This is a genomic window from Streptomyces radiopugnans, from assembly GCF_900110735.1.
Taxonomy (GTDB): Bacteria; Actinomycetota; Actinomycetes; order Streptomycetales; family Streptomycetaceae; genus Streptomyces; species Streptomyces radiopugnans.
The window spans coordinates 970,406-982,429 of the sequence record NZ_FOET01000001.1; the positions used below are offsets into that span (position 1 = coordinate 970,406).

The 12,024-nt window shown below is 73.4% G+C and carries 9 protein-coding genes; 2 read left to right on the plus strand and 7 right to left on the minus strand.

Annotated elements, in window-relative coordinates; translation table 11 throughout:
* Window positions 1–173: 173 nt before the first annotated feature.
* From opcA to tkt, 4 genes are read right to left on the minus strand one after another with little or no spacing between them, the layout of a single operon-like run.
* Window positions 174–1,964 (minus strand): glucose-6-phosphate dehydrogenase assembly protein OpcA, encoded by a 1,791-nt coding sequence (opcA, locus tag BMY40_RS29115; protein WP_093655376.1) that lies wholly within the window; start codon window positions 1,962–1,964, stop codon window positions 174–176.
* Window positions 1,961–3,487 carry a glucose-6-phosphate dehydrogenase gene (zwf, locus tag BMY40_RS04215; RefSeq protein ID WP_093655378.1) on the minus strand — a complete coding sequence of 509 codons (1,527 nt, stop codon included), beginning with the start codon at window positions 3,485–3,487 and terminating at the stop codon, window positions 1,961–1,963. Before zwf ends, opcA begins: the two co-directional genes overlap by 4 nt.
* Window positions 3,488–3,492: 5 nt before the next feature.
* Window positions 3,493–4,611, minus strand: a complete 1,119-nt coding sequence (gene tal / locus BMY40_RS04220; protein ID WP_093655380.1) for a transaldolase — start codon at window positions 4,609–4,611, stop codon at window positions 3,493–3,495.
* Window positions 4,612–4,647: 36 nt separating this feature from the next.
* Window positions 4,648–6,741: a transketolase gene (gene tkt, locus BMY40_RS04225; RefSeq protein ID WP_093655382.1), complete on the minus strand. Its 2,094-nt coding sequence runs from the start codon at window positions 6,739–6,741 to the stop codon at window positions 4,648–4,650.
* A 422-nt stretch (window positions 6,742–7,163) separates the two neighbouring features.
* Here tkt and BMY40_RS04230 point away from each other — a divergent pair, with 422 nt between their 5' ends.
* Window positions 7,164–8,138 carry a heme o synthase gene (locus tag BMY40_RS04230; protein ID WP_093655821.1) on the plus strand — a complete coding sequence of 325 codons (975 nt, stop codon included), beginning with the start codon at window positions 7,164–7,166 and terminating at the stop codon, window positions 8,136–8,138.
* Between the two features lie 118 nt (window positions 8,139–8,256).
* Window positions 8,257–8,607 carry a hypothetical protein gene (locus BMY40_RS04235; protein ID WP_093655384.1) on the plus strand — a complete coding sequence of 117 codons (351 nt, stop codon included), beginning with the start codon at window positions 8,257–8,259 and terminating at the stop codon, window positions 8,605–8,607.
* Window positions 8,608–8,876: 269 nt separating this feature from the next.
* Here BMY40_RS04235 and BMY40_RS04240 read toward each other — a convergent pair whose 3' ends face one another.
* The 3 genes from BMY40_RS04240 to BMY40_RS04250 form a co-directional block, all read right to left on the minus strand.
* On the minus strand, window positions 8,877–9,887 hold the full coding sequence (locus BMY40_RS04240) for a COX15/CtaA family protein (protein ID WP_093655386.1): 1,011 nt from the start codon (window positions 9,885–9,887) through the stop codon (window positions 8,877–8,879).
* A 99-nt stretch (window positions 9,888–9,986) separates the two neighbouring features.
* Window positions 9,987–10,718, minus strand: coding sequence for an ABC transporter permease (locus tag BMY40_RS04245; RefSeq protein WP_093655823.1), 732 nt, complete (start codon window positions 10,716–10,718; stop codon window positions 9,987–9,989).
* A 151-nt stretch (window positions 10,719–10,869) separates the two neighbouring features.
* Entirely contained in the window at window positions 10,870–11,796 is a 927-nt protein-coding gene (locus BMY40_RS04250; protein WP_093655388.1) for an ABC transporter ATP-binding protein, read from the minus strand.
* Window positions 11,797–12,024 lie beyond the last annotated feature (228 nt).

The following is a 12,024-nucleotide window of genomic DNA, read 5'->3' on the forward strand; positions in this document are numbered from 1 at the left end:
AGGCGGCCCAGACGGACCCCGACGGGATCCCGCGCCTCCAGGGCGCCCGTACGCCGTGCGGGCGCCTCTGCGGGCCCCGGGGCCTTCCCACGACGGCGGCGGCCCCGCTCCCTTCCGGGGAGCGGGGCCGCCGCGTTCCGCGCGGTGCCGGCGCGGTGTCCGTCCGGCGCGGGTCAGCCCCGGGCCGACTCGGACAGGAGGGCCGCCGCCTTCTCGTCGAGGATCCACAGGGTCCGCTCGCGCCCCCGGGCGCCCGCCGCGGGGGTCCGCGCCGGGTCGCCGGCGGCCAGCGCACCGGCCGCGGCCCCGGCCTTGTCCTCGCCCGCCGCCAGCAGCCAGACCTCCCGGGCCGCACGGATGGCCGGAAGGGTGAGGGAGATCCGGGTCGGCGGCGGCTTCGGAGCCTGCCGTACGCCGACGACCGTGCGTCCGGTCTCCTTCGCGGCCGGATGGCCGGGGAAGAGGGAGGCCACATGGGTGTCCGGGCCCAGCCCCAGCAGCAGCACGTCGAAGGCGGGCACCGCCCCGCCCGGACCGCCGCCGGGGCCGCCGTCACCGGAGCCGCCGTCCGCGGCCGCGGCCAGCTCCGCCGCGTACGCCTCGGCGGCCGCGTCCACGTCGTCGCCGTGCGGACCGTCGGAGGCGGGCATCGGGTGGACGCGCGACGGGTCCAGGGCGAGCGCGTCCAGGAGCGCCTCGCGGGCCTGGGTGTGGTTGCGGTCCGGATCGCCGTCGGGCAGGAAGCGCTCGTCGCCCCACCACAGGTCCACGCGGGACCAGTCCACCGCGTCCCGCCCCGGAGCCTGCGCCAGGGCGGCCAGCAGGGCGTTGCCGTTGCGGCCGCCGGTCAGGGCGACATGGGCCCGGCCGCGGGCGGTCTGCGCGTCCGCGATCACGGTGATCAGGCGCGCGGCCGTGGCCCGGGCCATGCGCTCACTGTCCGGGTGGACGACGACCTGCGCAGGGGCCTGCTCCCCGCCCGGGGCCCGTGCCGCCTCCGCCTGCGCGGCCTCGGCCGCCTCCACCTCCGCGACCTGCCCGCGCACCAGGCGGTCGAGGCCGAAGCGGACGGCGCGTGCGTAGGTCTCGTCCGGGTCCAGGCGCCGCAGCTCCTCGGCGATCAGCTCGGCCGTGGAGCGCCGGTGCAGGGCCACGCTCCGGTCCGGCTGGCCCGGTACCGAGAGCGTCGCCAGCGAACCGTCGCCGCGGTCCAGGCAGATGTCGCCCTCGTCCGTGGCCAGCCGCACCGCCGTGATGCCGGGGCCGCCGGAGAGCACGCGCTCGACGGGGACGCCCAGGCGGTCGGCCAGCCACAGCGCCAGCAGCTCCGAGCTGGGGTTGTACTCCTCGCCCTCGACCACCGCCCGGGTGACGCGGGTCTGCTTCTGGTCCAGGGCGGCGGCCAGCACGCTGCGCCACAGGGTGACGCGGGTCCAGGCGAGGTCGGTGTCGCCCGGCGCGTAGGCGGCGGCGCGCCCCCTGAGCGCCGCGACCGGGTCCTCGGTCTCCGCCGCGTCGGTGATGCGGCGCTGCGCCAGGGCGCCCAGCGGGTCCTTCGAGGGGTACTCGGGCGGATCGGCCGGCCACCACAGGACGACCGGCGCGTCCGGCAGCAGCAGGGGCAGGACGACACTGTGGGCGTGGTTGGCCAGCTCGCCGTGGAGACGCAGCAGGACCGTCTCCCCGGTGCCGGTCTCGCCGCCCACCCGCACCTCGGCGTCGAGCCGGGCCGTGGCCCGGTCACGGGGCGAGCGGCCGGGGCGCCGTACGACGACGAGGATGCGCGAGGGATGCTCCTTCGACGCGTCGCTGGCCGCCTTCAGCGCGTCGTAGTGGCTGCCCTCGTCCGTCACGATGACGAGCGTGAGCACCATCCCGACGGCCGGGCTGCCCATCGCCCGCCGCGCTCGCACCAGAGCCGCGTTGATCCGGCCGGACGTGGTGTCCGTGAGGTCGATGTTCATGGCCGCCGCCAGCTCCGTCCGTCACGTGCGAGCATCTCGTCGGCCGCCTGGGGACCCCAGGTCCCGGCGGTGTACGGCTCGGGCCTGCCGTGCGCGTCCCAGTACTCCTCGATCGGGTCCAGGATCTCCCAGGAGCGCTCGACCTCCTGGTGCCGGGGGAAGAGGTTGGCGTCGCCCAGCAGCACGTCCAGGATGAGCCGTTCGTACGCCTCGGGGCTGGACTCGGTGAAGGACTCCCCGTAGGCGAAGTCCATCGTCACGTCGCGGATCTCCATCGAGGTGCCCGGCACCTTGGAGCCGAACCGGATCATGACGCCCTCGTCCGGCTGCACCCGGATGACCAGGGCGTTCTGGCCCAGTTCCTGTGTGTCGGTGGCGTCGAAGGGGGAGTAGGGGGCGCGCTGGAAGACCACCGCGATCTCGGTGACCCGGCGGCCCAGCCGCTTGCCCGTGCGCAGGTAGAAGGGGACCCCCGCCCAGCGGCGGTTGTCGATCTCCAGCTTGATGGCGGCGTAGGTGTCCGTCCGGGAGGCCGGGTCGATGCCCTCCTCCTCCAGATAGCCGGGCACCTTCTCGCCGCCCTGCCAGCCCGCCCGGTACTGGCCGCGCACGGTGTGCCGGCCCAGGTCCTTCGGCAGCCGCACCGCGTTGAGCACCTTCAGCTTCTCGGTGACCAGCGCCTTGGCGTCGAAGGAGACGGGCTCCTCCATCGCCGTCAGGGCCAGCAGCTGGAGCAGGTGGTTCTGGATGACGTCGCGCGCGGCGCCGATGCCGTCGTAGTAGCCCGCGCGACCGCCGATGCCGATGTCCTCGGCCATCGTGATCTGCACGTGGTCCACGTAGGAGCGGTTCCACAGGGGCTCGAACATCGTGTTGGCGAAGCGCAGCGCCAGGATGTTCTGGACGGTCTCCTTGCCCAGGTAGTGGTCGATCCGGAAGACGTCGGACTGGCGGAAGACCCGGTGGACGACCCGGTTCAGCTCCTGGGCACTGGCCAGGTCGTGGCCGAAGGGCTTCTCGATGACCGCGCGGCGCCAGGACCCGTCGGGGGCGTCGGACAGCCCGTGCTCCTTGAGCTGCTCCAGGACGGTGGGGAAGAACTTCGGCGGCACCGAGAGGTAGAACGCGAAGTTGCCCCCGGTGCCGCGGGACTTGTCCAGTTCCTCGATGGTGGACTTCAGCCGGGCGAACGCGTCGTCGTCGTCGAAGACGCCGGGGACGAAGCGCATCCCCTCGCCGAGCTGCCGCCAGACCTCCTCGCGGAAGGGGGTGCGGGCGTACTGTTTGACCGAGTCGTGCACGACCTGGCAGAAGTCCTGGTCCTCCCACTCGCGGCGGGCGAAGCCGACGAGGGAGAAGCCCGGTGGGAGCAGGCCCCGGTTCGCCAGGTCGTAGACGGCGGGCATCAGCTTTTTTCGTGACAAATCGCCTGTGACGCCGAAGATCACCAGTCCCGACGGCCCCGCGATGCGCGGGAGCCGCCGGTCCTGTGCGTCACGCAGCGGGTTGGCTGCGCTGCTCACCTGCTCTATGCCTCCTTCGGGGCGAGGCGCTTCAGCTCGGCCTCGGTGGAGGCCAGCAGGTCGTTCCAGGCCTGCTCGAACTTCTCCACGCCCTCGACCTCGAGCTGCTCGACGACCTCGTCGTACCCGATACCGAGCTTCGCGATCGCGTCGAGGTCGGCGCGGGCCTGCTCGTAGGTGCCGCGCACGGTGTCGCCGGTGATCTCACCGTGGTCGCCGACGGCCTCCAGGGTGGCCTCCGGCATGGTGTTCACCGTGTTCGGGGCGACCAGCCCGGTGACGTAGAGGGTGTCGGGGTAGCTGGGGTCCTTCACGCCGGTGGAGGCCCACAGCGGACGCTGCCGGTTGGCGCCCGCGGACTCCAGGGCCGTCCAGCGGTCGGAGGCGACGACCTCCTCGTACGCCTGGTAGGCCAGCCGGGCGTTGGCCAGCGCGGCCTTGCCGCGCAGCGCCAGCGCCTCGTCGGTGCCCAGGGCCGTCAGCCGCTTGTCGATCTCGGTGTCCACCCGGGAGACGAAGAACGACGCCACGGAGTGGATCTCCGACAGGTCCAGGCCCTTGGCCTTCGCCTGCTCCAGACCCTCCATGTAGGCGTCCATCACCATCCGGTAGCGCTCCAGCGAGAAGATCAGCGTGACGTTGACGCTGATGCCCGCGGCGATGGTCTCCGTGATCGCCGGGAGCCCGGCGGTGGTGGCGGGGATCTTGATGAGGGTGTTGGGGCGGTCCACCAGCCAGGCGAGCTGCTTGGCCTCGGCGACCGTGGGCCGCGTGGCGTGGGCCAGCCGCGGGTCCACCTCGATGGAGACCCGGCCGTCCTGCCCGCCGGTGGCGTCGAAGACCGGGCGCAGGATGTCGGCGGCGTCGCGGACGTCGGCGGTGGTGATCATCCGGATCGCCTCCTCCACCGTCACACGGCGGGAGGCGAGGTCGGTGAGCTGGCGGTCGTAGCCGTGCCCCTCGGAGATCGCCTTCTGGAAGATCGACGGGTTGGTGGTGACACCCACGACGTGCTGCTCGTTCAGCAGCTCGGCGAGGTTGCCGGACGTGATGCGGTGGCGGGACAGGTCGTCCAGCCAGATCGCCACGCCTTCGTCGCTCAGGCGCTTGAGTGCGTCTGTCATGAGGAATGCATCTCCTGATCTCGTTGCCTGTGGGCGTCAGCGTGCGGCGGCGGCGATGGATTCCCGGGCGGCGGCGGCGACCGCCTCGCCGGTCAGGCCGAACTCGCGGTACAGCACCTTGTAGTCGGCCGAGGCGCCGAAGTGCTCCAGGGAGACGATCCGGCCTGCGTCGCCGACGTACCGGTGCCAGGTCAGGCCGACACCGGCCTCGACGGCCACGCGCGCCCGCACCGACGGCGGCAGCACGCGCTCGCGCCAGGCCTGGTCCTGCTCCTCGAACCACTCCAGGCACGGCATCGACACCACCCGGGCGGGCACGCCCTCGGCCTGGAGCGACTCGCGCGCGGCGACGGCGAGCTGCACCTCCGAGCCGGTGGCGATGAGGACGACCTGCGGCTCGCACTCCCGCCCCTCGGAGTCCGCGGCCTCGAACATCACGTACCCGCCGCGGGCGGCGTCCTCGTTGGGCTCGTAGGTCGGCACGTTCTGGCGGGTCAGCGCGATGCCGTGCGGGGCCGGGCGGTCGCCGTGGCGGCGCATGATCTCGCGCCAGGCGATCGCGGTCTCGTTGGCGTCGGCCGGGCGGACCATGTTCAGGCCCGGGATGGCGCGCAGCGCGGCCAGGTGCTCGACCGGCTGGTGGGTCGGGCCGTCCTCGCCCAGGCCGATGGAGTCGTGCGTCCACACGTAGGTGACCGGCAGCCTCATCAGGGCCGCCAGCCGCACCGCCGGCCGCATGTAGTCGGAGAACACCAGGAAGGTGCCGCCGTAGATCCGGGTGTTGCCGTGCAGCGCGATGCCGTTCATGGTCGAGCCCATGGCGTGCTCGCGGATGCCGAAGTGCACCGTGCGGCCGTACGGGTCCGCCTCCGGCAGCGGGTTGTCCGCCGGGAGGAAGGACGAGGAGGCGTCGATGGTGGTGTTGTTGGAGCCCGCGAGGTCGGCGGAGCCGCCCCACAGCTCGGGGATCACGCCGCCCAGCTCCTTGAGCACCGCGCCGGAGGCCTTGCGGGTGGCCATGTCCTTGCCGGCTGGGAAGGAGGGCAGCGCCTTCTCCCAGCCCTCGGGCAGCTTCCCGGCGCTGATCCGGTCGAACTCGGCGGCGCGGTCGGGGTTGGCCTCGCGCCACTTGGCGAGCCCGTCCTCCCAGGCCCGGCGCGCCTCGCGGCCGCGGTCCACGACCTTGCGGGCGTGCTCGAGGACCTCGTCGGCCACCTCGAAGTGCTTCTCCGGGTCGAAGCCCAGCACCCGCTTGGTGGCCGCGACCTCCTCCTCGCCCAGCGCGGAGCCGTGCGAGGCCTCGGTGTTCTGGGCGTTCGGCGCGGGCCAGGCGATGATCGTGCGGGCGGCGATGATCGAGGGGCGCTCGGTCTCCTCCTGCGCCGCCCGCAGCGCCGCGTACAGGGTCCGGACGTCGAAGTCGCCGCTGGGCGCCTGCTCGATGCGCTGGACGTGCCAGCCGTACGCCTCGTAGCGCTTCAGGACGTCCTCGGACAGCGCGGTCGCGGTGTCGCCCTCGATGGAGATGTGGTTGTCGTCGTACAGGGCGACGATGTTGCCCAGCTTCTGGTGGCCGGCGAGCGAGGACGCCTCGGCCGAGACCCCCTCCTCCAGGTCGCCGTCGGAGACGATGGTCCAGATGGTGTGGTCGAAGGGGGAGGCGCCGGGGGCGGCGTCCGGATCGAACAGACCGCGCTCGTAGCGGGCGGCCATCGCCATGCCCACGGCGTTGGCGATGCCCTGGCCCAGCGGGCCGGTGGTGGTCTCGACCCCGGTGGTGTGGCCGTACTCCGGGTGGCCGGGGGTCCTGCTGTCCCAGGTGCGGAAGGCCTTCAGGTCCTCCAGCTCCAGTCCGTAGCCGGACAGGTACAGCTGGATGTACAGCGTCAGGCTGGTGTGGCCGGGGGAGAGGACGAACCGGTCCCGGCCCGCCCACCGCGCGTCGGACGGGTCGTGCCGCATCAGCTTCTGGAAGAGCAGGTACGCCGCCGGAGCGAGGCTCATGGCGGTACCGGGGTGTCCGTTACCGACTTTCTGTACGGCGTCCATCGCCAGGACCCGTACGGTGTCGACAGCCCGCTGATCCAGTTCGGTCCACTCGAGATCTGTGGTGGTCGGCTTGGTGCTCACCCTGCGTCAGGGCTCCTCTCCACATGTCGAAGGCCGGTGTCTGTCAGGTCACACCGGGCGGTGTCGAGCGTACCCTCGCCGGTGTTCCCCCTTTCGGGCCGCTCATCCTTTGGGAAGCCGGGAGAACGAACCGCTTCAAACCGGGCGCGCAACGGGCCTCACCTGGGCATCTGTGGAACACCGGGCGCACATGAGCGCCGCCTTCCGGTGCCCCGGGAGGCCCTGTGCACCTCGTACCCGCACCCCGCCGGGGCACCCCCTTGCGGGGTACACCGACACGGGCGACCCCCGGGGCGAGCGGCGTATGGCCAGCGTCTACAGTGGCGTGGTAGGTGCGAGCCGTGACGGGACCCCGGAGGTCCGGGCTCGCTTGTTCCCACGCGGCGCGAGCCGCGCATGTCGCATCGTGATCAGGGGTGTCCGTGACGGCCGTCGAATCCCGTCCCGCGGGTGGGGATACCGCCCACACCCGAGGGGTTGTGGGGGAGCTCGATCAGAGCCCAGCACACCGGCCGCTCGGGGCCCGTATCAAGGGCTATGTGGCACTGACCAAGCCGCGGATCATCGAACTGCTGCTGATCACCACCATTCCGGTGATGTTCCTCGCCGAACAGGGCGTCCCCGACCTGTGGCTGGTCCTGGCCACCTGCCTGGGCGGCTATCTGTCGGCGGGCGGCGCCAACGCGCTGAACATGTACATCGACCGGGACATCGACGCGCTGATGCACCGCACCGAGAAGCGTCCCCTGGTCACCGGTGTGCTGACCCCGCGCGAGGCCCTGGTCTTCGGCGTCACGCTGGCCGTGGTCTCCACGCTGTGGTTCGGCTGGACGGTCAACTGGCTCTCGGCGGCCCTGTCCCTGGGCGCGCTGCTGTTCTACGTCGTCGTCTACACGATGATCCTCAAACGGCGCACCGCCCAGAACATCGTCTGGGGCGGCATCGCCGGCTGCATGCCCGTGCTCATCGGCTGGTCGTCGGTGAAGAACGAGGTGAGCTGGGCCGCCGTCGTCCTCTTCCTGGTCATCTTCTTCTGGACGCCCCCGCACTACTGGCCGCTGTCGATGAAGGTCAAGGACGACTACGCCCGGGTCGGGGTCCCGATGCTCCCGGTCGTCGCGGGCAACCGCGCGGTGGCCCGGCAGATCGTGGTCTACAGCTGGGTCATGGTGGCCGTCTCGCTGGCCCTGTGGCCGCTGGGGTACGTCGGCTGGTTCTACCCGCTGGTCGCGCTCGCCGCGGGCGGCTGGTGGCTGTGGGAGGCGCACGCCCTCCAGGCCAGGGCCAAGGCCGGGGTCACGGGCGCGAAGCTCAAGGAGATGCGGCTGTTCCACTGGTCCATCACCTATGTGTCGCTGCTGTTCGTGGCCGTGGCGGTGGACCCCTTCCTGCGCTGACCGCACGCCGGCCCGGCACCGACTCGTAACGGCCCGGCGCCGGGCCGGCGCCGGGCGTGGCGCAGGCCACCCGGAGCAGCGGTCGCCAGGTGATCTACCCATCGGTAGCATCCTGTCCATGGACAGCACACAGCAGGCGGAAGAGACCGGGCCCGACGCCAAGGCCCAGCGCTGGGTGACCAAGCTTGCCAAGGAGATCACCGCGTTCGCCAAGGAGCGCGGCGGCAGTGCCGACGCCCAAATCTCCTACATCGGCGAGCGCGGCGTGCGGATCGTCCTCGTCGGCGAGGACGGCGGCTGGGGCGACCTGGTGGCCCCGTCCCGCGAGGTCGCGCAGAAGGCCGCCGAGAAGGCGGGGGTCACCGTCCACGAGAGCCTCGACGGGGACCTCGCCGCCCGGATCCGTACCGGCCCCTACGAGTGGGAGCGGATGGCGGGCATCCAGGTCGGAGGGCCCAAGGACCGCTGACGCGGAAGTGCTGTGCGCGGCGGGGCGCCGCGAGGGCCGGCCGACCGCCCGCCGGCCGCCGTACCCCGCCGCCGGACCCGTGCTCGTCCGCCGCCCGCCGCAGGGCGCGCGAGGCCCCGGTGCGGCCGTGCCGCACCGGGGCCTCTCCGTGTCCGCCCCGCTTCCCCGGGCCCCGCGGCCCGCGCACCCGGCCGGGCGGGCGGGGAAACGCGCGGGAGGGCCGGCCGGACGGGGACTCCCCGTCCGGCCGGCCCTCCCGCGCAGGGGTCCTACAGGCCGGACGCGGCCGGGGCCGGGGCCGGCCTGCCGGCGGACACGGGTGCCTCGGCGGCCACCGGCGGCAGACCGCGCTCGCGCAGCGACAGCAGCACCCGCAGGACGGCGACCCACACCAGGCAGGAGCCCAGCAGGTGCGCCGCGACCAGCACCTCGGGCAGCTCGGTGAAGTACTGGACGTAGCCGATGACGCCCTGCGCCAGCAGGACCAGGAAGAGGTCCCGGGTGCGGACGACCGGGGCCCGGGGGGCGTCCACGGCGCGCAGCGCCAGCCACAGCAGCACGGTCAGGGCCACCACGGCCCAGGCCAGCAGGGCGTGCACCCGGGCGGTCGTCTCCCAGTCCACGCCCATCCGCGGCACGTCGCTGCTGTCGCCCGCGTGAGGGCCCGCGCCCGTCACCATGGTGCCGACGACGATCAGCACCACGGACACGGCGGTCAGCGCCGCCGCGAGCTGCCGGGCCCGCGCCCCGGCCAGCGGGCGCGGCGCGTCGTCGCCCTCGCGGGCGCGCAGCCAGGTGACGGTGGTGACCGTGATGAGCACGCTGGCGAGCAGGAAGTGCGCGGCGACGGTGTACGGGTTCAGCCGCAGCAGCACCGTCACGCCGCCCAGCAGGCCGTTGGCGACGACCAGCCAGAACTGCGACCAGGCCAGCCGCGACAGGCCGCGGCGGCGCGGCTTCGCCGAGCGGACCGCGACGATCGCCCAGCCGACGGCGGCGCACAGCACGTACGTCAGCAGCCGGTTGCCGAACTCGATGGCGCCGTGCAGCCCCATCTCGGGGGTGGCGACCAGGCTGTCCCCGCTGCACTTGGGCCAGGTGTCGCACCCCAGTCCCGAGCCGGTCAGCCGCACCACCCCGCCGGTGACCACGATGAGCACGCTCAGGACGAGCGCGGTCAGGGTGGCGCGCTCCACGGTGCGCTGGGCGGGGGTCCAGCGCCTGGCGACGTACGCGACGGGGTTTCGCGCGAATTCGAGCAGATTGGGCACGGACACCATGGTAGGCGGGGGCTTGTGCAAGCTTTCACGAGGGGGCGCGGGGAGGGGGCGCTCCCCGCGCCCCCTCCCGGGCGCTGCCCGCGCGGGCGCCGGAGGTGCTCACTCCCAGCGGAAGAAGCGGGCCGCGGCGGCCAGGCCCGCCACCGCCCACACGCCCAGGACCGCCAGGTTCCCCCAGGGCATCCCGGCACCGTCCCGCAGCACCTCGCGCAGCCCCTCGGAGAGCGCGGAGATCGGCAGCAGCTCCAGCACCCCGCGCACCGGCTCGGGGAACTTCTCCAGCGGCACCACCACCCCGCCGCCGACCAGCAGCAGGACGAAGACGAGGTTGGCCGCCGCCAGCGTCGCCTCGGCCCGCAGCGTCCCGGCCATCAGCAGTCCGAGACCGGAGAACGCCGCCGTACCGGCTACCAGCAGCAGCGCCACGGCGAGCGGACTGCCGTGCGGCGACCACCCCAGCGCCAGGGCCACCGACGTCAGCAGCACCACCTGCAGCACCTCGGTGACCAGCACCGCGCACGTCTTGGCGGCCATCAGCCCCCAGCGGGGCAGCGGCGAGGCGCCCAGCCGCTTGAGGACGCCGTAGCGCCGCTCGAAACCGGTGGAGATCGCCTGGCCGGTGAACGCGGTCGAGAGCACGGCCAGCGCCAGCACGCCCGGCGCCAGGAAGTCCACGCGCCCGCCTCCGCCGTCTCCCTCCCCGGCCAGGTCCACGATGTCCACGGCGCTGAACAGCACCAGCAGCAGGGCCGGGATGACGATCGTCAGCAGCAGCTGCTCGCCGTGCCGCAGCAGCAGCCGCGTCTCCAGCGCTGCCTGTGCGGCGATCATCCGCGGCAGCGGGGCCGCGCCGGGGGCGGGGGCGTACGTGCCCCGCCCGGTGTTCTGAGCGCTCACGACCGCGGCTCCCCGCCCGTCAGCTCCAGGCTGTGTTCTCCCGCGGGGCGGCCCCCGCGCCCCCGGCAGGTGTGTGCGTACCGCCTCACGACCGCAGCTCCTTGCCCGTCAGTTCCAGGAAGACGTCCTCCAGCGTGTGCCGCTCCACCGCGATGCCGTCCGGCATCACCCCGTTCTGCGCGCACCAGGACGTCACCGTGGCCAGGAGCTGGGGGTCGACGGTGCCGGTCAGGCGGTACGAGCCCGGGGCCGTCTCGGCGGCCGCGGTGTCCGGCGGCAGCGCCTTGAGCAGCGAGGCCAGGTCCAGGCCGGGGCGCCCGGTGAAGCTCAGGGTGTTCTCGGCGCCGCCGCGGCACAGCTCCTCGGGGCTGCCCCGCGCGATCACCCGGCCCTCGTCGATGATCGCGACGTCGTCGGCGAGGGTCTCGGCCTCGTCCATGAAGTGGGTGCTCAGCACCACCGTCACGCCGTCCGCGCGCAGCTCCCGCACCAGGTCCCAGGCGGAGCGGCGGGCCTGCGGATCCAGGCCGGCGGTCGGCTCGTCGAGGAAGACCAGCTCGGGCCGCCCGACGACGGCCATGGCCAGGGAGAGCCGCTGCTGCTGGCCGCCGGACAGCCGCCGGTAGGGGGTGCGGCCGCAGCCGGCCAGCCCCAGCCGTTCGACCAGCGCGCCGGTGTCCAGCGGGTGGGCGTGCAGCGCGGCCATGTGGCGCAGCATCTCCGCGGCGCGGACGGTGGGGTAGACCCCGCCGCTCTGGAGCATTACGCCGATCCGGGGCCGCAGCGCGGCGGCGTCGGCGACCGGGTCCAGTCCCAGGACGCGGACCGTGCCCGCGTCCGGACGGCGGTAGCCTTCGCAGGTCTCGATGGTGGTGGTCTTGCCGGCTCCGTTGGGGCCGAGGACGGCGGTGACCGTGCCGCGCCCGACGGTGAGGTCCAGCCCGTCCACCGCCGTCCTGCTCCCGTACCGCTTCACCAGTCCCGCGACCTCGACGGCCGCCGTGTCTCGCATACGGGCGAGTCTAGGAGCCCGCGGGCGGATCGCCCCCGCCGGGCCGCGCCGCCCGCCGGGCCGCGCCACCGGGGCGCGTCGCCGGCGTCCCGGGTAAGGCACGCCTTACGTGACGCATCCCATCCGGGCCGGTCAGGGCGCGGCTTGCCCGCCTCCCCGGAATTACGCAACAATGGCGTTGTGAAAAAGCGCACCCGCTCCGGCCACGGCGGGCGGGGGTGCTGCGGA